The 19,227-nt window shown below is 73.2% G+C and carries 20 protein-coding genes; 14 read left to right on the top strand and 6 right to left on the bottom strand.

What is annotated here, in order from left to right:
- The first annotated feature begins 158 nt into the window (after positions 1–158).
- The 4 genes from FHU28_RS29630 (at position 159) to rsrA (ending at position 2,587) form a co-directional block, all read left to right on the top strand.
- Positions 159–551 carry a WhiB family transcriptional regulator gene (locus tag FHU28_RS29630; protein WP_030503699.1) on the top strand — a complete coding sequence of 131 codons (393 nt, stop codon included), beginning with the start codon at positions 159–161 and terminating at the stop codon, positions 549–551.
- A 96-nt stretch (positions 552–647) separates the two neighbouring features.
- Positions 648–1,259: an alpha/beta hydrolase family protein gene (locus tag FHU28_RS29625; protein ID WP_184688241.1), complete on the top strand. Its 612-nt coding sequence runs from the start codon at positions 648–650 to the stop codon at positions 1,257–1,259.
- A 228-nt stretch (positions 1,260–1,487) separates the two neighbouring features.
- Positions 1,488–2,297, top strand: a complete 810-nt coding sequence (locus FHU28_RS29620; RefSeq protein WP_184688239.1) for a sigma-70 family RNA polymerase sigma factor — start codon at positions 1,488–1,490, stop codon at positions 2,295–2,297.
- Positions 2,298–2,299: 2 nt separating this feature from the next.
- Positions 2,300–2,587 carry a mycothiol system anti-sigma-R factor gene (gene rsrA / locus FHU28_RS29615; protein WP_184688236.1) on the top strand — a complete coding sequence of 96 codons (288 nt, stop codon included), beginning with the start codon at positions 2,300–2,302 and terminating at the stop codon, positions 2,585–2,587.
- Positions 2,588–2,669: 82 nt separating this feature from the next.
- Here the strand turns inward: rsrA and FHU28_RS33295 are convergent, their stop codons facing one another.
- On the bottom strand, positions 2,670–2,744 hold the full coding sequence (locus FHU28_RS33295; RefSeq protein ID WP_373292824.1) for a 50S ribosomal protein bL37: 75 nt from the start codon (positions 2,742–2,744) through the stop codon (positions 2,670–2,672).
- Between the two features lie 236 nt (positions 2,745–2,980).
- Between FHU28_RS33295 and FHU28_RS29610 the strand changes: the two genes are divergently transcribed.
- Both FHU28_RS29610 and FHU28_RS29605 read left to right on the top strand, forming a co-directional pair.
- A complete protein-coding gene (locus tag FHU28_RS29610) occupies positions 2,981–3,196 on the top strand; it encodes a biotin/lipoyl-binding carrier protein (protein ID WP_013288370.1) in 216 nt (71 codons plus the stop codon).
- Complete coding sequence (locus FHU28_RS29605; protein ID WP_184688233.1) at positions 3,193–3,705, top strand: GNAT family N-acetyltransferase; 513 nt, start codon at positions 3,193–3,195, stop codon at positions 3,703–3,705. Before FHU28_RS29610 ends, FHU28_RS29605 begins: the two co-directional genes overlap by 4 nt.
- A 12-nt stretch (positions 3,706–3,717) precedes the next feature.
- Here FHU28_RS29605 and FHU28_RS29600 read toward each other — a convergent pair whose 3' ends face one another.
- Positions 3,718–4,314: a TetR/AcrR family transcriptional regulator gene (locus FHU28_RS29600; protein ID WP_184688231.1), complete on the bottom strand. Its 597-nt coding sequence runs from the start codon at positions 4,312–4,314 to the stop codon at positions 3,718–3,720.
- 119 nt (positions 4,315–4,433) lie between these two features.
- Between FHU28_RS29600 and FHU28_RS29595 the strand changes: the two genes are divergently transcribed.
- The gene (locus FHU28_RS29595) at positions 4,434–6,026 is read left to right on the top strand and encodes an MDR family MFS transporter (RefSeq protein ID WP_184688228.1); all 1,593 of its coding nucleotides are present in this window, start codon (positions 4,434–4,436) and stop codon (positions 6,024–6,026) included.
- Positions 6,027–6,718: 692 nt separating this feature from the next.
- Here the strand turns inward: FHU28_RS29595 and FHU28_RS29590 are convergent.
- Complete coding sequence (locus FHU28_RS29590) at positions 6,719–8,317, bottom strand: tetratricopeptide repeat protein (protein WP_184688227.1); 1,599 nt, start codon at positions 8,315–8,317, stop codon at positions 6,719–6,721.
- 183 nt (positions 8,318–8,500) lie between these two features.
- On the opposite strand from FHU28_RS29590, the gene FHU28_RS29585 reads away from it, so the two are divergent.
- Positions 8,501–9,529, top strand: a complete 1,029-nt coding sequence (locus FHU28_RS29585; RefSeq protein WP_184690035.1) for an SIS domain-containing protein — start codon at positions 8,501–8,503, stop codon at positions 9,527–9,529.
- Positions 9,530–9,554: 25 nt separating this feature from the next.
- Complete coding sequence (locus FHU28_RS29580) at positions 9,555–11,201, top strand: PAS domain-containing sensor histidine kinase (RefSeq protein WP_184688224.1); 1,647 nt, start codon at positions 9,555–9,557, stop codon at positions 11,199–11,201.
- Here the strand turns inward: FHU28_RS29580 and FHU28_RS29575 are convergent.
- A complete protein-coding gene (locus tag FHU28_RS29575; RefSeq protein WP_311773674.1) occupies positions 11,176–13,047 on the bottom strand; it encodes a glycosyltransferase family 39 protein in 1,872 nt (623 codons plus the stop codon). The genes FHU28_RS29580 and FHU28_RS29575 overlap by 26 nt on opposite strands.
- Before the next feature lie 586 nt (positions 13,048–13,633).
- On the opposite strand from FHU28_RS29575, the gene FHU28_RS29570 reads away from it, so the two are divergent.
- The 4 genes from FHU28_RS29570 to FHU28_RS29555 all read left to right on the top strand — a co-directional run bounded on the left by FHU28_RS29570 (position 13,634) and on the right by FHU28_RS29555 (position 17,049).
- Positions 13,634–15,343 (top strand): nitrite/sulfite reductase, encoded by a 1,710-nt coding sequence (locus tag FHU28_RS29570; protein WP_184688222.1) that lies wholly within the window; start codon positions 13,634–13,636, stop codon positions 15,341–15,343.
- A gap of 76 nt (positions 15,344–15,419) precedes the next feature.
- Positions 15,420–15,578, top strand: coding sequence for a hypothetical protein (locus tag FHU28_RS29565; protein WP_184688220.1), 159 nt, complete (start codon positions 15,420–15,422; stop codon positions 15,576–15,578).
- Positions 15,575–16,324, top strand: a complete 750-nt coding sequence (locus tag FHU28_RS29560) for a phosphoadenylyl-sulfate reductase (protein ID WP_184688219.1) — start codon at positions 15,575–15,577, stop codon at positions 16,322–16,324. The genes FHU28_RS29565 and FHU28_RS29560 overlap by 4 nt, the downstream gene beginning before the upstream one ends.
- Positions 16,306–17,049 carry a sirohydrochlorin chelatase gene (locus FHU28_RS29555; RefSeq protein WP_184688217.1) on the top strand — a complete coding sequence of 248 codons (744 nt, stop codon included), beginning with the start codon at positions 16,306–16,308 and terminating at the stop codon, positions 17,047–17,049. The genes FHU28_RS29560 and FHU28_RS29555 overlap by 19 nt, the downstream gene beginning before the upstream one ends.
- 64 nt (positions 17,050–17,113) lie before the next feature.
- On the opposite strand, the gene FHU28_RS29550 is transcribed toward FHU28_RS29555, so the two are convergent.
- Together FHU28_RS29550 and FHU28_RS29545 are read right to left on the bottom strand one after the other, a co-directional pair.
- Positions 17,114–17,371 (bottom strand): WhiB family transcriptional regulator, encoded by a 258-nt coding sequence (locus FHU28_RS29550; protein ID WP_013288358.1) that lies wholly within the window; start codon positions 17,369–17,371, stop codon positions 17,114–17,116.
- Positions 17,372–17,818: 447 nt separating this feature from the next.
- Entirely contained in the window at positions 17,819–18,769 is a 951-nt protein-coding gene (locus tag FHU28_RS29545; RefSeq protein WP_030503232.1) for a diacylglycerol/lipid kinase family protein, read from the bottom strand.
- A gap of 43 nt (positions 18,770–18,812) precedes the next feature.
- Between FHU28_RS29545 and FHU28_RS29540 the strand changes: the two genes are divergently transcribed.
- Positions 18,813–19,214 carry a hypothetical protein gene (locus FHU28_RS29540; protein WP_184688215.1) on the top strand — a complete coding sequence of 134 codons (402 nt, stop codon included), beginning with the start codon at positions 18,813–18,815 and terminating at the stop codon, positions 19,212–19,214.
- Positions 19,215–19,227 lie beyond the last annotated feature (13 nt).

Below are 19,227 nucleotides of genomic sequence, written 5' to 3'. Positions count from 1 at the left end.
GCCCGGACGTTCAGTCAGTTTCATTGAAGACTCTTGTCCTTACGTATGCGAATGCGATAGAACACAGCGCCGGTGATGGGCGTCAGTTCGCACGGGGCGACGACACTCATCGATCTTGCGAAAAGATCTTCGCCGGTCCCACGGGGGAGGTGGGTGTATTGACACGGGCACGCATGCCCCGCCCGCACGAGGTCGCCGCGGCACGGCGCGACCCACGACTGCTGCGGGCTCTGCACGAACGACGCCAGGACGAGGCGTGGCGGACCAGAGGCACCTGTCAGAACGTCGATCCGGAGACGTTCTTCCCGGCGCCCAACGAGCCCGCCGACGCCGCGGTGGCACTCTGCCGCACGTGTGACGTCCAGGGCTCCTGCCTGGCCTGGGCGCTGGAGGTGGGCGACTGCCACGGCGTCTGGGGCGGCACCACGCCGCGCGAGCGGCGAGCCATGCTGGTGGCCTGGCGTAGCGAGGTGCAACCCGATCCGGACGCGATCGACGACGCCGGCCCGCCGGTGCGTGACCGCCTGCTCACCCTGGTGCCGCTGAGCTGATCCCTCGTCGCCCGTGGCCCGTTCGCGGGCCACGGGCGACGAGCGGTTCTCCCGCCCTGCCGCCGCCGGCCCGCCCGGCGTGCGCAGAATGGGCCGGTGCGGCACGACGACGAGATCGACACACCCCGGGGACGGGCCCGGTTCCGCTTCCACCCGCCCACCGGCGGCGCGACAGTGCTGGTGCTGGGTCACGGGGCGGGTGGCGACGTGGACGCGCCGGACCTCACGGCGGTCCGGGACGCGGTACGCGACGCCGGAGCCGGGGTGGCCCTGGTGACCCAGCCGTACCGGGTCGCCGGGCGGCGCGCGCCCGCTCCCGCCGGGCACCTCGACGAGGCGTGGACGGCCGTGCTGGCCGAGCTTCGCCGACGCGCCCCACAGGTGCGCGACTGGGTGGTCGGCGGCCGGTCCAGCGGCGCCCGGGTGGCCTGCCGCACCGCCGTCGCCACCGGGGCGGCAGGTGTGGTGGCGCTGGCGTTCCCGCTGCACCCGCCGGGTCGGCCGGAACGCTCCCGGGCCGCGGAACTGCTCACCGGACTGCCCACGCTCGTGGTCAACGGCGACCGGGACCCGTTCGGCGTACCCGAGCCCGGCCCCGGGATCGAGGTGGTGGTCCGGCCGGGACAGCGGCACGACCTGCGGGGCGACCCGGCCGGCACGGCCGCCGTGGTCCAGGACTGGCTGCGCGTACGCGGATGGTTGTCCTGACCGGCGGCCTGCGCCGTGACCGTCGCCCGTAGCGGGTCGTTGCACCGGTTGGTGCCGGCCGCCCGGTTCGGGCGCGCCGGGGCCACCCTCCCAGGCCCTTCCTGGTCCCAGCGGCGGTCGCGGCCGGCGCCGGGGCCAGGATCGGGTGGGATCGGTGGAATGCCGCACCCCGTACCTCGCGTTACCTCCCTGTGGACGACGTCATTGGCAGCGCGAGGGGGGTGACCGGTGTCGACCCAGACACGGAGCCGGGAACGGGACGAACAGGACGAGCGGCAGCTCAGGCGGCTGCTCGGCGCGCCGGAGTGGCCCGCGGCGGCGTCGGTCGTGAGCACCGGCACAGACTCCGGAAGTGAATCTGCCGGAATGTGGGTACGCGTATCCTCGGCGGGAAAGCATCCGACGCGAGGGGATGTGCGGTTGACCACCGAAAAGACGGACGAGCGCAGGGCCCGCTTCGAGCGGGACGCGATGCCCTTCGTCGACCAGCTCTACGCCGCCGGTCTGCGGATGACCCGCAACCCGGCCGACGCGGAGGACCTGGTTCAGGAGACGTACCTGAAGGCGTACGCCGCCTTCCACCAGTTCGAGCAGGGCACGAACCTGAAGGCCTGGCTCTACCGGATCCTGACCAACACCTACATCAACACCTACCGCAAGCGGCAGCGCCAGCCCATCCAGGCGCCGACCGAGGAGATCACCGACTGGCAGCTCGCCGAGGCCGAGTCGCACACGTCCAGCGGCCTACGCTCGGCCGAGACGGAGGCGCTCGACCGGCTGCCGGACAGCGACGTCAAGGAGGCCCTCCAGCAGTTGCCGGAGGAGTTCCGCATGGCCGTCTACCTGACCGACGTCGAGGGCTTCTCCTACAAAGAGGTCGCCGACATCATGGGCACGCCGATCGGCACCGTGATGTCCCGCCTGCACCGTGGCCGACGTAATCTGCGGAAGCTGCTCGAGCAGTACGCGGCGGAGCGCGGTTTCAGCGCCGCCTCGTCGAAGAAGGGTTCGACCGCCGCCGCCAGCCGGGAGGTGTGACCGTGAGCTGTGGACAACCGCACGAGACGGACTGCCGCGAGGTGCTCGCCGAGGTCTACCTCTACCTCGACCTGGAGTGCGGCGAGGAGCGCCGGGTGCTGATCCGGCACCACCTGGACGAGTGCGGGCCGTGCCTGCGCGAGTACGGCATCGAGCAGGAGGTCAAGGCGCTCGTGGCCCGCTGCTGCGGCAACGAGGCGGCGCCGGAGAAGCTGCGCGAGCGGCTGCGCCTGCGGCTGACGGAGCTGGTGGTCTTCGAGACCACCGAGTTCCGCGAACTGGCCGACTGACAAGCGACGGAACGGCCCGGGTCCGAATGATCGGACCCGGGCCGTTCCGCGTTTCCGGCAGGTGCCGCGCTGATCCCGATGATCAGGAGTTGGGGCGCTTGCCGTGGTTGGCGTTGCTCTTCTTACGGGCCTTCTTCTTACGGGCCTTCTTCGCCATGCTCTGCCTCCTTGTGCGTTCACGGTTCCGTCCGCGGGTGAGCGCGGCGGAGGTCGCGGTGTGGCTCCCGGGCTCGCCGGTGGCCGACCCGCACGATGCTAGTGCCGCCGCCGCCCGCCCGAGCGCGGTGGGGCGGATCGTGTGCCGGTGGTGCGCGGTCCGGCGTGACCGGCGTCATGATTGGATACCGTTCGCAGGACTGTCGGGGAGCTGTCGGGGAGAGGGAGGGCCGGGACATGGCCGAGGAGATCCGGGCCGAGATGGTGGCGAACGTCTGGAAGGTCGTGGTGTCGGCCGGCGACACCGTGTCCGAGGGCGACACGCTTGTCATCCTGGAGTCGATGAAGATGGAGATCCCGGTGGTCGCCGAGTCCGACGGCGTGGTGCAGAAGCTCGCCGTCAACGAGGGTGACGTGGTGCAGGACGGCGACCTGATCGCGGAGATCGGTTGACCGCCCTGCTGGTGCGCCGCGCCGAGCCGGCGGACTTCCCCGCCGTGGCGCGGCTGACGGTCGCCGCGTACGAGGCGGACGGCCAGCTCAAGGACGAGAGCGGGTACGCGCCGGTGCTCGCCGACGTGGCCACCCGCGCCCGGACCGGCGAGGTGCTGGTGGCCGTCGACGACACCACCGGCCAGGTGCTCGGCGCGGTGACGTTCGTGCTGCCCGGCACGCCGTACGCCGAACTCGCCGGTCCCGGCGAGGCCGAGTTCCGGATGCTCGCGGTGGATCCGGCCGCGCAGGGCCGTGGAGCGGGCGCCGCGCTCGCGGCCGCGTGCGTGGCGCGCGCGGCGGAGCTGGGCTGCACGGCGGTGGTGATCTGCGTACGCGCCGGGAAGGCGGCGAACGCGCATCGCCTCTACGACCGGCTCGGTTTCGTCCGGCTGCCGGAGAAGGACTGGTCGCCGCTGCCCGGCATCGATCTGCTCGGTCTGCGGCTGGACCTGACCGCGGCGCGCTGAGCCGGGCGCGGCTCAGGCCGCCGGCCCGGCCCCGCCGTCCGATCCGGTTTCGCCGATCTTCGCGAGCAGCTCGTCGGCGACCTCGAGCGCGATCCGCTTCCGCTCGTCGTCGGTGATGCCGGGCGCCCGGACCGCGAACCAGCTGCTGTGCACCGCGAACAGCGTCAGCGCGGCGCGGAGCTGGGCGGCCGGCGAGTCGTCGCCCCGGCACAGCTCGTGGGCCAGCCGCATCATCCGGTCCCGCATCTGCTGGCCGGCGACCAGGCTCTTGAGCACCGTCTGGTTCTGCTCGAAGAAGCGCATCACCTGGGGCAGGTCGCCGGCGAACATGCTGTCGGCGTACCGGCCGAGCAGGGTGCGCCGGGTCGCGAGGGTGGGCGGCTGGTCGGCGGCCCAGGCGATCAGCTCGTCCATCCGGCGCAGCCGGTCGTCGACCAGGCTGGTGACGATCTCGTCCTTGCTCTTGAAGTGGTAGTAGAGCGCCGCCTTGGTGACCCCGAGACGCTCGGCGATCTCCCGCAGCGAGGTCTTCTCGTAGCCATGCTCGGTGAAGAGTTCCAAGGCGACGGCCTGGATGCGCTGCCGCGTGCCTCCTGTGGTCTCCCTCACCAGCCGACTTCCTTCCAATCCGCTTGACGTCCGACCGTCCTCAGCTTACCGTCCGGCTAGTAAGTCAACTAGCCGGGCGGCAAGTAAGTTGATCACATGATCTGCGGGGGAGCCTACCGATGAGTCAACAAGCCCAGGTCGCCGCGAGACCCAACATCCGCGTCGTCCTGTTCGGCCTGATGATCGCGATGATGCTCGCGATGCTCGACAACATGATCGTCAGCACCGCGCTGCCGCGGATCGTCTTCGAGTTCGGGGGTGCCGACCACTTCACCTGGGTGGTCACCGCGTACGTGCTGGGCACGACGGTCTCCACGCCGATCTGGGGCAAGCTCGGCGACCTCTACGGACGCAAGGCGGTCTTCCTCACCGCCGTGGTCGTGTTCCTGGTCGGCTCGGCGCTCTGCGGCATGTCCGGCTCCGGCGTCTTCGGCGGCAGCGACAACGGCATGATCGAGCTGATCGCGTTCCGCGCCGTGCAGGGTCTCGGCGCCGGCGGCCTGATGGTCGGCGTCATGGCGATCATCGGCGACCTGGTGCCGCCCCGCGAGCGGGGTCGCTACCAGGGAATGATCGCCGGCATCATGGCCATCGCCATGGTCGCGGGGCCGCTCGTCGGCGGCTTCATCACCGACCACCTCTCCTGGCGCTGGGCGTTCTACGTCAACCTGCCGCTGGGCGGGGTGGCGCTGCTGGTCCTGGCCACCACGATGCACCTGCCGAAGTACCGCACCGAGCACAAGATCGACTGGCTGGGCGCAGCGCTGCTGTCGGTGGGCATCACCGCGATCGTGCTGGTCACCACCTGGGGCGGCAACGAGTACGCCTGGGCCTCGCCGCAGATCCTCGGTCTCGCCGTGCTCGCGGCGGTCGCGCTCGGCGCGTTCGCGCTCGTCGAGCGGCGTGCGCCCGAGCCGATCCTGCCGCTGAGCCTGTTCGCCAACCGCAACTTCGCGCTGATCTCGGTGATCGGGTTCCTGCTCGGCTTCGCCATGTTCGGCGCGATGAACTTCCTGCCGCTCTACCAGCAGACCGTCCAGGGCGCCTCGGCCACGAACAGCGGCCTGCTGCTGCTCCCGCTGATGTTCGGCATGCTCGTGGTGTCGCTGGTGGTCGGCCGGACGATCACCAGGACCGGTCGCTACCGCGTCTTCCCGATCGTCGGCGGCGTGGTGATGGCCGCCGGGATGGGCCTGCTCAGCCTGCTGGACGTGGACACCAGCAAGGCGCAGTCCTCGCTCTACATGCTCGTGCTCGGCGTCGGCATGGGCTTCCTGATGCAGACCTCGATGCTCATCGCGCAGAACAGCGTCGAGCAGAAGGACCTCGGCGCGGCCAGCGGCGCCGCCACGTTCTTCCGGTCCATCGGCGGCTCGTTCGGCGTCTCCCTCTTCGGCGCGATCTTCGCCAACCGTCTCGCCGACTCGGCGGCCGGTCCCGCGTTCTCGGGCTCTGGCGGCGGCGAGGGCGGCGCGATGAACCTGGAGGCCCTCAAGAAGCTCACCGGTACGGTGCGCGAGGCGGTGCTCGGTGGCCTCGCCGACGCCATCTCGCACGTCTTCTTCTGGGCGGTCCTCTTCACCGTCGCCGTGCCGGTGCTTGCCTGGTTCATCAAGGAGGTGCCGCTGCGCGCGACCAACGACGTGCGGCCGGCCGGCACCACCCCGGAGGACGAGGCCGAGACCGCGCTCGGCAAGGCCCCGGTCGCCTGACGCACCCGCCGCGGCCCCGCGCCCCCACCCCGGGGGTACGCGGGGCCGCCGCGTATCCACTCCAGCGAGGCGCCCCGGTGCCTGGTACCGGGATGCCTTGCGCCCGCTGCCCGCCAGTTCGAGGTAGTGGTGGGGTCCGGGGCGAGTTGATCGCGCCATTTCGGGGAGGTGGCGGGCCAGTGGGTGTCTGGGTGGTCGGCGAGGTGGTCCCGGTGCCCGGTGGCGGGTGCTCGCCAGTTCGGGGAAGTGGTGGGGTCCGAGGTGGGGTGATCGCGCTACTTCGGGGAGGTGGCGGGCTGTGGATGTGTGCCCGTGCCGGGTGCTCGCCAGTTCGGGGAAGTGGTGGGGTAAGGGTGAGTTGATCGCGCCACTTCGGGGAGGTGGCGGGCCTGCGGGTGGTCGGGTGCTCGGCGGGGCCCCTCCGGGTGGCCGGTGCCTGCCAGTGCGGGCTGGTGGTGGGGTTCGGGGTGGGTTGATCGCGCCACTTCGGGGAGGTGGCGAGGCTCCGGCGCTGGGAGTTGGTGTGTGGGGTGGGCCTGGGGTCGTGGTCGCCGCGCGGTGCCCGCCAGTTCGGGGAAGTGGCTGGGTCGGAAGGGAATCGATCGCGCCAGCTCGGGGGAGTGGCGGCGCTCGGCGAGGTGGTGGGGGCCGGGGCGGGCCACCTCGGGGAGACAGTGCGGACGCGACTGCGGTCAGCCTCGGCGGAACACGGCTGTGAGGCGTCGCCAGAGGCGGCGCAGCGGGCCGCCGGCGGCGCCGGCGATGAGCGTGTCGGCGGTGGCACGGGCGGCCGGGTCGAGGGCCGGGGTGGCCCGCGCCAGGTACGCGAGCGACACCGCCACCGGGGTACGCCGGGCGGCGCTGGATGCCACCTCGGTGAGCCGGCCGGCCACCACGGCGGCCACGTCGGCACGGGTGGCCGGGTCCACCCAGGCGGCGGTGACCAGGGCGAACAGCGCCGCGTCGGCGGCCGGGCCGGGACCGGTGGCCAGTTCGCGCAGCACCCGCCGGCGGGTCGACGACTCCCACGGCTCGTCGGTGCGGTGGTGCAGCAGGCCGAGGCAGGCCCAGACCTGCGCGCAGCGTTTCCACAGTGCCGGGTCCTGCCCGCCGAGTACCCGGCCCAGCGCGGTGGCCGGCGCTTCGGGCGGGTACGCCAGCAGCGCGAGCAGATCGGTGAGGTCCACTGTGGCCAGCCCGACGGCGGCGTCGTACGCGGCCGGGGGGTGCGCCCACGCCGGGTGCGCCAGGTGCTGGAGCCGTCGTACCGCGGCCGCCGAGGGGGCGGGCCCGTCGGGGGACGCGAGTTCGTCACCGGCCGGTGTGACCTGACCCAGCCAGGGGCGCCCCCGGCAGCACTCGGCGAGGTCGCCGTGCTCGTGCGTGTCGTCGGGGTGCTCCCGGACGAAGTCGGCGAGCGCCACCAGGTGGTCCACGTCGCCGTCGCGCTGGAAGCGCAGCCGGTGCGCGGTGTGCACGGCGCAGTCGAAGGCGGGATCCTTCGCCAGCGCCCGGTCGATCCAGCCCAGCGCCGCGTCGAGCCGGCCGTGGTCGGCGAGCGTGCCGGCGATGTCCGCGTAGACAGCGAGGTCGTCGGGGTCGAGCGCGACAGCGCGTTCCAGTGCCGCCAGCGCCTCGGTGGTCCGGCCGGCGCTGCGGTACGCGTACCCGAGCCACACCTCGCCGAGTTTGGTGGGCTCCGCGCGTACCCCCCGGGTGGCCCAGGTGACCGCGACGGTGACCTCGCCGAGGCGCCGGGCCAGCGCGGACGCCGCGCCCAGCAGCAGCGGGTGGGCCGGATGCACGGTGATCGCGTTGCGGGCCAGCGTGAGGTACGGCTCCAGCGGCTCGCGCAGCCGGCGCGGCGCGGGGTCGGGCGCCGCCGCGCAGACCTGCATGAGGATGCGGGCCGTGCGCTCGGGATCGAGGCGTTCCGGCAGGTCGGCGGCGGTCACCCAGGGCACGGCGGCCCATGGCGCGGCGGGCGCGTAGCCGGTGGCGGCGGCCAGCAGGTCGAGCCCTTCGGCGGGGCGGCCGGCGGCGGCGAGCAGGTGCGCGCGGGCCACCACGGCGCCGACGAACGCCTGCTGACCGAGCGGGAACAGGTCCAGGTCCCCGCCGCTGGCCGCGTTCAGCCGGGCGAGCGCTTCGTGCGCCTCGGGCAGCGTGGGGGAGCGGACCAGCGCGGCGGCGATGTGGTCGGCGGCGTGCCGCAGGTCGCCCTCACCCAGCGCCAGCCGGGCCAGCGCGAGTTCCTCCTCCGCCGAGAGCGCGGCGTCGTCCTCGGGCACGTCGTCCTTCCGCCGGTCGGGTCGGTCAGCCGGGCAAGCCTAGGGGATCTTCCGTGGAATGGTGATCCACTGCGCACTTCTGTTCGTTGCGTTGCTCGGTATCTCTCAAACGTGCAAGACTGAGCATCGAACGCGCGAGAAACGCGCAGAAGGAGGTCTGGAGTGACGCGTCCAGGGGCCGGTATGGCCGCCGACATCGACGAGCAGCCGGCCGGTTACGAGCGCCTGCTCTCCACCGAGCACGCCGCGGCGATCGCCGAGGTCGCGGCCGTCGTCGCGCAACGACGCCCCCGGCACGTGGTGTTCACCGCCCGGGGCACCTCCGACCACGCCGCGCTCTACGCGGCCTACCTGACCGAGATCCGCCTCGGACTGCCCGCCGGACTGGCCTCGCCCAGCGCGATCACCGTCTTCGGCGCCCGGCCCGACCTCTCCGACGCGCTCGTCGTCGGCGTCAGCCAGAGCGGTGGCTCACCCGACCTCGCCGAGGTGCTGCGGGTCGCCCGCGCCTCCGGCGCGCTCACCCTGGCCGTCACCAACAACCCCGGCTCGCCGCTGGTCGAGACCGCCGAGCTGAGCGTGGACATCGCCGCCGGCCACGAGCGGGCGGTCGCCGCCACCAAGACCTACACCGCCGAGCTGTTCGCGCTGCTCATGCTCGTCGAGGGGGTACGCGCCGGCGACGGCGTGCTGCCCGCCGAGGAGCGGGCCGCCCTGAGCCGCCTGCCCGAGCTGGCCGCGCAGACACTCGCCGACGACACCCCGGCCCGGCTCGCGCCGCGCTACCGGTTCGCCGCCCAGCTCGTCACCACCGGCCGGGGCTACGCGTACCCGACCGCCCGGGAGGCGGCGCTGAAGCTGATGGAGACCTCGTACCTCCCGGCGCTCGCCTTCTCCGGCGCGGACCTGCTGCACGGCCCGCTCGCCATGACCGACCCGGACGTGCCGGTGCTCGCCGTGGTCGGCTCCGGCCCCGGCGGTACGTCGATGCGCGAGGTCCTGCCCCGCCTCGGCGAGCGTCGCGCCGACGTGGTCGTGGTCGGCTCCGCCGAGATCGGCGAGACCCGGATGGCGGTGCCCGAGGTCGACGAGCGGTACGCGCCGCTGCTCGACATCCTGCCGCTGCAACGGCTCGCGCTGTCTCTGGCCCTGGCCCGGGGCGAGGACCCGGACGCGCCGCGCGGCTTGAAGAAGGTCACGGCGACGATGTGAGGTCCGGCGTGGCACGCTGTGGGGCGTGTCCACCCTCCGTGACCTCGCCGAGGAGCACACCGCGCTCCGGCCCGCCGACATCGACCATCTGCACCGGATCGCCGGCGACTGGCAGTTGCTGTCCGACCTGTCCTTCGCCGACCTGCTGCTCTGGGTGCCGGTGGACGGCGACGGCACGTTCCTCTGCGTAGCCCAGGTCCGTCCCACCACCGCCCCGACCGCCTACCTGGACGACCAGGTCGGGCGGATCGTCGGCGGAGCCGAGGTGGCCCACCTGGAGGTGGCCTACCGGCAGGGACGGATCTGGCGCGAGGGCGACCCGGTCTGGTACGGCGACGTCCCGGCCCGCCACGAGGCGATCCCGGTCCGGCTGCGCACCGGCGACGGGGAAGCCGGCGAGGTGATCGCCGTGGTGGGCCGGGACACCAACCTGTCCACCGCGCGCACCCCCAGCCAGCTCGAACTGAACTACCTCACCACCGCCGACGACCTCGCCCAGATGATCGCCGACGGCACGTTCCCGCCGCCCCGGCACCCGGGCGAGACCACCTCGGCGCCCCGGGTCGGCGACGGCCTGGTGCGGCTCGACGCCAACGGCAAGGTCACCTACGCCAGCCCGAACGCGCAGTCCGCGTACCGCCGCCTCGGCTACGCCTCCCACCTGGTCGGCGAGGACCTGGCCAAGCTGCACCGGCGGCTGGCCGGCGACCCGCTGGAAGGCACCGACGCGGGCAACGCCGTGCTCGCCGCGCTGCGCGGCGAGGCGCCGCCCCGGCGGGAGGTCGACGCCCGCGGCGCCACCATGCTCACCCGGGCGCTGCCGCTGATGCCCGCCGGAGTGCCGATCGGCGCGCTGGTGCTGGTCCGCGACATCACCGAGGTACGCCGCCGCGACCGCGCCCTGATCACCAAGGACGCGACCATCCGGGAGATCCACCACCGGGTGAAGAACAACCTCCAGACCGTCGCCGCGCTGCTGCGCCTGCAGGCCCGGCGGGTCTCCATGCCCGAGGCCCGGATCGCGCTGGAGGAGTCAGTACGCCGGGTCGCCTCTATCGCGCTGGTGCACGAGACGCTCTCCATGTCCAGCGACGAGGCGGTCGAGTTCGACGGCATCGTGGACCGTGTGGCCAGCGCCGCCACCGAGGTCGCCGCCACCGAGGTGACGGTCGGCATGCGCCGCCGCGGCAGCTTCGGCGTACTGCCCGCCGAGATCGCCACCTCGCTGGTGATGATCCTCAACGAGTTGCTGCTCAACGCCGTCGAGCACGGTTTCCCGCCGGCCGACGAGGAGGCCGCCACGCCCTCGCCGGCGGACGCTCCCCGGCCCGAGGCGGCGCTTGCCGCGCCCCGGCCCGAGGCGGCGGTCGCCGTGCCCCGGCCCGAGGGGGCGGTCGCGGTGCCCCGGCCCGAGGTGGTGGTCTCCGCGCACCGGGCCCGCAAGCAACTGCACGTCACGGTCAGCGACAACGGCCGAGGGCTGCCCGAGCAGTTCGACGCCGAGCGCGGCGGCAACCTCGGCCTGCAGATCGTCCGGGCGCTGGTCACCGGCGAGCTACGCGGCACCATCGAGCTGCGCAACGGCGCCGACGGCGGCACCGAGGCGGCCATCGTCGTACCGCTGGCCCGCGGCACCACCGACCGCCTCACCGGACGAGCAGGGCCACCGTGATCCCCGGCCGCGGCCACACCTGCCGCACCGTGTAGCCCGCGCGCAACGCGTCGCCCTTCGCGCCCGGCACCGCCGCCACCGGGTCCGTGCGCCGGCCGGTGACCACCAGCCACACCCGGTCCACCCCGGCCAGGCACCGCGCCGGGTCGTCGCACTCCACGGCCCAGAGGCTCGCGTCCTGACGCTGGTCGCGGACCACCAGCACGTCGCGTGGCACCCTCGACCCCAGGTGGTACGCCACCCCGAGATCCGGGAACAGCCACCCGTCCCGGGGCGAGTAGACGATCGCGTCGCCCGGCCGCTGCCCGGCGCGGATGATCCCGGCCGCGCCCGCGTAGTCGACGGGTGCGCTGCGCGGCCACTCGTGGGTGCGGCGCAGCGCCGCCTGATCGGGCAGCCCGAGCAGTCCGGCCAGGACCACCACCGCGATTCCCGCCGCGATCCGTCCGCGCGGCGACGTCGGCCCTTGCTCTGCTTCCACGGGCGCGGCAGTGCGGCCGGCTGCGGCGGGTGTCGCCGTGCGCGCTGGTTCAGCGGGCGTTGCTGTTGCCGGCGTTCGGGCCGGTGCGGGAGTGACCCGCGCGACAGCCAGCGCGGCGCCGGCCAGTACGCAGGCGAACGGCACGGTGAAGACCAGGTAGCGGGTCACCCAGAGCGGCACCATCGTTCCGGCGGCGAACACCAGCAGCACCGGCAGCAGCACGGCGGCGGCCGGCAGCAGCGCCCGGCGACCCAGCCGGGCCACGCCGAGCGCCGCGAGCGCGAGCACGAAACCGCCGACGACGCCGCTCTGCGCCAGCGCACCCGGTAGCGCCGCCAGGTCGGGCAGGCGCGCCGGGCCGACCCAGTCGAGCTGTCGACCGCGCTGCCCCCGGGCGACGAGTGCCAGTGGGGTGACGAGCACGACGGCCGGCACCAGCGCCAGCAGCCAGCCGGCCAGCGCCCGTCGGCCGGGCGCCCACGCCTTGCGAGCCTCGCCGGTCACGTCCTGCGGTTCCGCTTCCGGCGCGTCCGTGCCGTGCTCCCTGCTCCCGGGATGCGGTGACACCCGTGGCGTTCCACCGGCGTTCGATCTCGTGGCTGGGTGGAACGCCGTGGGTGTCTGCGGGGCGCCGTGACACCCGTGGTGCTCCACTCGCGCTCGATCTCGTGGCTGGGTGGAACGCCACAGGTGTCTGCGGCGTGGCCGGCTCGCGTCGGGCATCTGGGCTCGGGACTGGCCGGGCGGATCGACGACCCCCGCAGCGCCCCGTGCGGCGGTCAGCAGCACCACCAGGGCGTGCGCGGCGAGCAGCGTGAGCGCGAGCAGGTGGAGCAGCCCGAGCGCGGCGACCGCGGCGGCGTACCCCGCCCAGCGCCACCGCCCCGGCCGGCGCAGCGCCTCGACCAGCAGCAGCGTGGCCAGCACCGCGAGCAGCGTGGCGAGGGCGTACGGTCGGGCCTCCTGCCCGTACCGCGAGGTGGCCGGCAGGACCGCGAACAGCAGTCCGGCCAGCAGCCCGGCGCGACGGCCGACCAGCACCGCGCCGAGGCGGGCGGTGAGCGCGGCGGCCACGGCCATGGCGAGCGCGGAGGGCAGGCGCAGCGCCGTCGGTGACGTGCCGGCCAGTGCGGTCCAGCCGTGCATGAGCAGGTAGTACGGCCCGGTGGCGGCGTCGATGGTGCGGGTCATCCGGGCCAGGTCGGAAAGCGGGCGGGTGGCCGCGCTCCAGGTGGCCAGCTCGTCCCGCCAGGGTTGGGCGTGCCCGATCCCGGCCAGCGTCACCGCGAGCGTGAGCAGCCCCGGCGCCACCCACACCGCCCAGCCGGGAAGGGCGCGAACAGACGCGGGCGCGAACCTCCTCACCCACGCAGCGTCACACGCCCACTCCCGCTCACCCGCCCGCTCCACCAATTCCCACCCACCCGGCCCTCTCCCACCCGGCCCTCACCCGCCCCGAGCCCGTCGATCATGAGGTTGACGGCATCCACCGTCCTTTTTGTCCCCGTCAACTTCATGATCAACAAGCGGTGGGCCGGGGAAGGCGGTGTTGACCAAGGAGATTGCGGCCTGATGTGGCCGGCTGGGGGACGTCAACTCCTTGATCAACGGGGAGGGGGTGGGTGGGAGGGAGGGGGAGTGGATGGGAGTCGATCTCGGGGAGGGCCCGTGATGTGGGATCACAGTGCGGAGCTGTGGTCGGGCAGGGCGTGGTGTGGCAGCATGAGGCACATGACCGCCGCTGTCGACCGCCGCTTCGTGGCTCGCCGCCACGTCGATTACGGCCGCGTGCGCAGCGCGATCTGTCCGGCCCACTGACGACGCCCGACCCATCCGTCTCGGGCGCGCACTCGCGCCGGCCGTCATCGACATCGCCGTCCACGGCCCACTCTCGGGCCGGCCGTCGCGTCCGCGCTCGCAGGCACCGCAGCAAGCAATGGAGGACGCCGCGATGGCGGTCAGCAGCACCCCGACCCGTCCCGACTCCCCGGCGCCCGCCGCCCGTGCGCCCCGCCGGCCACGCGGCGAGGGCCAGTGGGCGCTCGGCCACCGAGAGCCCCTCAACCCCAACGAGCGGATCAAGAAGGACGACGACCCGCTGAACGTGCGGGACCGGATCGAGAACATCTACGCCCACCGCGGTTTCGCCTCGATCGACCCGCAGGACCTGCGCGGCCGGTTCCGCTGGTGGGGCCTCTACACCCAGCGCAAGGCCGGCATCGACGGCGGACGCACCGCCGTGCTGGAGCCGCACGAGCTGGAGGACGAGTTCTTCATGCTCCGGGTCCGGGTGGACGGCGGCCAGCTCAACCTGGCCCAGCTCCGCGTGATCGCGGACATCTCCCGCGAGTTCGCCCGGGACACCGCCGACATCACCGACCGGCAGAACATCCAGTACCACTGGATCCGGGTCGAGGACATGCCGGAGATCTGGCGCCGGCTGGAGGCGGTCGGCCTGCAGACCACCGAGGCGTGCGGCGACTGCCCCCGGATCGTGCTCGGCAGCCCGGTGGCCGGGGTGGCCCGGGACGAGGTGCTCGACCCGACCCCGGCGATCGACGAGATCGTCCGCCGGTACGTCGGCGACAAGGCGTTCTCCAACCTGCCCCGCAAGTTCAAGACCTCGATCTCCTGGCTGGTCGACACGCCGTACGAGGCGAACGACATCTCGTTCCTCGGCGTGGAGCACCCGGAGCACGGTCCCGGCTTCGACGTCTGGGTGGGCGGCGGGCTCTCCACCAACCCGATGCTCGCCAAGCGGCTCGGCGTCTGGGTTCCGCTGAACGAGGTGCCGGACGTGTGGGCCGGCGTGGTCGGCATCTTCCGTGACTACGGCTACCGCCGCCTGCGCAACCGGGCCCGGCTGAAGTTCCTGGTCGCCGACTGGGGCGTGGAGCGCTTCCGGGAGGTGCTGGAGAAGGAGTACCTGGGCCGCACGCTCCTGGATGGGCCGGCCGCGGACCTGCCGGCGAAGCCGGTGGACCACATCGGCGTGCACGCCCAGCGTGACGGCGCGAACTACGTCGGCGCGGCCCCGGTGGTGGGCCGGGTCTCCGGCACCCAGCTGGCGCAGCTCGCCGACGTGGTCGAGGCGCACGGCAGCGGCCGGGTGCGGCTCACCCCGTACCAGAAGTTGCTGGTGCTGGACGTGGCGCCGGAGCGGACCGACTCGCTCGTCACGGCGCTGCGCGGGATCGGCCTGGAGGCCCGGCCGTCGGCGTGGCGGCGCGGCACGATGGCCTGCACCGGCATCGAGTTCTGCAAGCTCGCCATCGTCGAGACCAAGCGGCGCGGCGAGGAACTGGTCGCGCGCCTGGAGGAGCGGCTGCGCGACTTCGACGCGGACATCTCCATCCACCTCAACGGCTGCCCGAACGCCTGCGCCCGCACCCAGGTCGCGGACATCGGGCTCAAGGGCCAGCTCGTGGTCGGGCCGGACGGCCGGCAGGTCGAGGGCTTCCAGGTGCACCTCGGCGGCGGCCTCGGCATGGCCCAGGGGCAGACCGCCGGTTTCGGCCGCAAGCTGCGCGGCCTGAAGACCACCGCCGAGGAGCTTCCGGAGTACGTGGAACGGCTGGCCCGCCGCTACCTGGCCGGCCGGACCGAGGGTGAGACGTTCGCCAACTGGGTGATCAGAGTCGACGAGGAGGAGTTGCGATGAGCGAGCGAAGCGAGCGAATCATTCGGCTCAGTGCGGCCGTGCCTCATCGTGCCGGCGAGCGAAGCGAGGTGGCGCGATGAGCGACGCCAGATCTGCGCCTCTCTACTGCCCGTACTGCGGCGAGGAGGACCTGCGACCGCACGAGGCCGGGCACGGGGCCTGGGAGTGCCACGCCTGCGCGCGGGTCTTCTCGGTGAAGTTCACCGGTCTGCTGAGCCGGGCGGTGACCCGGTGAGCGGCCTCGTCTCCGCCGCCGGCCTCGGCCTGGTCGGCTCGGCCGGGCCGGCCCGCCGCGACCCGGAGGAGCTGCGCGCGCTGGCCGAGGAGGCCGGCCGGGAGCTCGCCGACGCGCCCGCGATCGAGATCGCCCGGTGGGCCGCGGAGACGTTCGGCGAGCGGTTCTGCGTGACCAGCTCGATGGCCGACGGCGTGGTGGCGCACCTGGTGTCCCGGGTCGCCCCCGGCGTCGACGTGGTGTTCCTGGACACCGGGCTGCACTTCCCGGAGACGCTGAGGGTCCGCGACGAGGTGGCCCGCCGGATGCCGGTGCGGGTGCGCTCGATCCGTCCTCGGATGACAGTCGGCCAGCAGGACGGCCAGTACGGCCCGCGCCTGTTCAACAGGTCCCCGGACGACTGCTGCCAGCTGCGCAAGGTGGAGCCGCTGGAGCGGGCGCTGTCCGGGTACGACGCGTGGGCCGCCGGGCTGCGCCGGGACGAGTCGCCGACCCGGGCCAACACGCCGGTGGTGGGCTTCGACGCGCGGCGCGGCAAGGTCAAGGTCAACCCGATCGCGGCCTGGACGCAGCGGGAGGTGGACGCGTACGTGGCCCGGTACGACATCCCGGTCAACGAGCTGTTCGCCCGCGGCTACGGCTCGATCGGCTGCTGGCCGTGCACCCGGCGGACGAAGGCGGGGGAGGACCCGCGGTCCGGTCGCTGGGCGATGTTCGAGAAGACCGAGTGCGGCCTGCACACCTGAGGGCCGGGCCGCCCGTGGTGCTTGTCGCGCACGGGAGCCGTGACCCTCGGGCGGCCGAGGCGACCCGGGCGCTGGCCCGGGCCGTGGCGGACACCTGGCCCGGTCGTGCGGTGCTGCCGAGCTGGCTCGACCACACCGATCCGGGGCCGGCCGAGGTGCTGCGCGGGCTAGCCGCCGCCGGCCACTCCCGGGCGGTTCTGGTGCCGCTGCTGCTGACCGCCGCGTACCACCGGAAGGTCGATATTCCGGCGGCGGTCGCGGCGGCCGGCGCGGACATCGAGGCACGGGTGACAGACGTGCTGGGCCCGGCCGGCGCCGGTGTGGACGGCGGGCTGCTGGACGGGCTGCGCCGCCGCCTGGCGGAGGCGACCGGCGACGAGCCGGGCGGGCTGGACGCGGTGGTGCTGGCGGCGGCGGGTACCCGGGATCCGGCGGCGCGTGCCTCGGTGGGTCGGGTCGCCGCGGCGTTCGGCGCCGGGCTGGGCGTGCCCTGCCGCGTCTCGTACGCCTCGGCGGCGCCACCGGAGGTCGGCGGCGCGGTGGCGCGACTGCGTGCGGCGGGGGCCCGCCGGGTCGCGGTGGCGGCCTATTTCCTGGCGCCGGGCCGGTTCCACGACGGGGTACGCGCGGCGGCCCGGTCGGCCGGCGCGGTGGCGGTGGCGGAGCCTCTGACCGACCTGCCGGAGCTGGCGGACCTGGTCCGGCGGCGCGTGGTGGCGGCCTGACCGGCCCGGGCACAGCGCGACGCCCCGGCCGGAATCCCGGCCGGGGCGTCGCGAGTGGTACGGGTCAGGCGGAGTGAGCGCGCAGCACCCGGAGACCGCCGCGGCGCTTCACCGCGCGGCGCTCTTCCTCGCTCATCCCGCCCCAGACGCCGGCGTCCTGACCGGACTCCAGCGCCCACTGCAGGCACTGGTCGGTCACGGGGCAGCGCCGGCAGACGGCCTTCGCCTGCTCCACCTGAAGGAGGGCCGGGCCGGACGTCCCGATCGGGAAGAACAGCTCCGGGTCCTCGTCGCGGCAGACCGAATCGTGGCGCCAGTCCATGGCGGCAACACTCCTCATTCTTAGTGGTGGCCAGTAAACGCTTCGTTGTTATTGCTATATGCGTACGCATTGCCGAATGGTGACCGTCAGCATCCATCAATTCGGCGCAGCGTGAGCAGGCTGTGGGGTGCCTGGACCTGCTGGAACAGCTCAACCGAACGAGCATATCCAGGCAATGTCCCGGCAACACGAGTTCGCTTGTGAATACTTTCACGAACTACAGCGATGTCAAGGGTGCCGCTCGGAAAAACTCCGAACAGTGAGCGGGCTCACCACCCATTTGTCCGGGTTTACCAGGGTCCTGGTTACCCGGCGTGCCACAGTCGATAATCAATGTAGTACGGTCCGCGTGACGTTGCTGACATTTCCGGCACCCTTCCTCGGCGTGGCGGCCACCGCGCCCGCGCGGCGGGGGGATCCGCGTCAACCGAGTGGAGTACCCGAGACCTAGCAGATTACTCTCAGTGCCGCCGGCACGGAGGTGAATCGGACTTTCTCCCGCTCGCCGAGGTAGTCCCCGTCCATCTGGAACGGCAGTGGGCGCTCCGAGCGCAGGGTGAACTCCGCCAGGTCGTGCAGACGCAGCACCTGCTTGCCGTGCGGATCCGGCTTCCGGGAGAAGAACTGCGCCGCCGTACGGGCCGTGCTGGCCACCCGCAGCCGCCGCAGCGCCAGCACGTCCAGCCCGAGGTCGAACGACGCCTCCGGGTTCGGGTTGATCTCCCGGTCGCCCAGGTACGTCCACGGCGCGGTGTTCTGGATGATCGCCGTGGCCAGCTCCGTGTCCGGCGCCTCACCCGGACGCTCCAGCGTGATCGACGGGTGGCGGCGGTCCGAGCCGACGAAGTACTGGCTCGCGGTGGAGCGGAAGTAGAGCGCCGGCGTCGAGACGCGCCCCTTCTTGCGGGACTGTTCCACCCGGCGGATCACCGCCGCGTCCAGCCCGAAGCCGGCGCAGAACGTGAAGTAGCGGTCGTCCGCGCGGCCCAGCCCGATCGTGCGGGACCGGCCCAGCCGCAGCCCTTCCAGGATCATGCTGGTGCCGTCCGGCCACTCCCGGGGCAGCCCGAGCGCGCGGGCGAAGACGTTCGTCGAGCCGCCGGGCACAGTGGCCAGCGCGGGCAGCCGCTCGGCCGAGGTCTGCCCGGTCCGGAACGTCGGCGGCTCCGCCGCCATCAGGCCGTTGACCACCTCGTTGACGGTGCCGTCGCCGCCGAGCGTGACGACCAGGTCGACGCCCTCCTGGGCGGCCTCCCGGGCCAGGTCCATGGCATGGCCCCGCCGGCGCGTGTAGCGCACCGACAGGTCGACTTCACTGCGCAACGCCCGGACCAGCACGTCCCGGCTGCGCTCGCTGGTGGTGGTGGCCTTCGGATTGACCACCAGGACGGCCCGCATGGGCGGCACTGTACCGCGACTACCCACCGGTATCGTGGCGCCCGTGACGATCGACTCCGACCCGGTCCCCGGCACGCTGCGCGCCGCGGTGCTCCTGCTACGCGCGGAGGCGGTGGCGCTCGGGCTGATCGCGGTGTGGCTCATCTGGTCCGACCTCACCGCTGAAACGACGGATCTGGTCTCGGCGCTGTGGGTGACCGCTTTCGCGATCGGCGGCGCGGTGGCGCTCTGGGCGCTCGGCGGCGCGTTGTCCCGCCGTCGCGCCGGGGCGCGCGCGCCCGCGATCGTGCTTCAGCTCATGCTGCTGCCGGTCGGCTGGTTCATGATCGAGGGAGGGATGGGCTGGCTCGGCCTGCCGCTCATGGCGTTCGGCATCGGCATGGTCGGGTTGCTCGTGAGCGGCCCGACCAACCGCGCGCTCGGCTTCGGCGACCCGGACCGCTGAGCGGGGGAGCGGC

Source organism: Micromonospora echinospora (assembly GCF_014203425.1).
Classification (GTDB): Bacteria; Actinomycetota; Actinomycetes; order Mycobacteriales; family Micromonosporaceae; genus Micromonospora; species Micromonospora echinospora_A.
This window is presented reverse-complemented; position numbering and strand designations above follow the sequence as displayed.

Bases quoted from the DNA above. Each gene is read 5' to 3' on its own strand.
- FHU28_RS29610 (WP_013288370.1), top strand. From the start codon at position 2,981: ATGGCCGAGGAGATCCGGGCCGAGATGGTGGCGAACGTCTGGAAGGTC.
- FHU28_RS29595 (WP_184688228.1), top strand. From the start codon at position 4,434: ATGAGTCAACAAGCCCAGGTCGCCGCGAGACCCAACATCCGCGTCGTC.
- FHU28_RS29585 (WP_184690035.1), top strand. From the start codon at position 8,501: ATGGCCGCCGACATCGACGAGCAGCCGGCCGGTTACGAGCGCCTGCTC.
- FHU28_RS29570 (WP_184688222.1), top strand. From the start codon at position 13,634: ATGGCGGTCAGCAGCACCCCGACCCGTCCCGACTCCCCGGCGCCCGCC.
- FHU28_RS29565 (WP_184688220.1), top strand. From the start codon at position 15,420: ATGAGCGACGCCAGATCTGCGCCTCTCTACTGCCCGTACTGCGGCGAG.
- FHU28_RS29550 (WP_013288358.1), bottom strand. From the start codon at position 17,371: ATGGACTGGCGCCACGATTCGGTCTGCCGCGACGAGGACCCGGAGCTG.
- FHU28_RS29545 (WP_030503232.1), bottom strand. From the start codon at position 18,769: ATGCGGGCCGTCCTGGTGGTCAATCCGAAGGCCACCACCACCAGCGAG.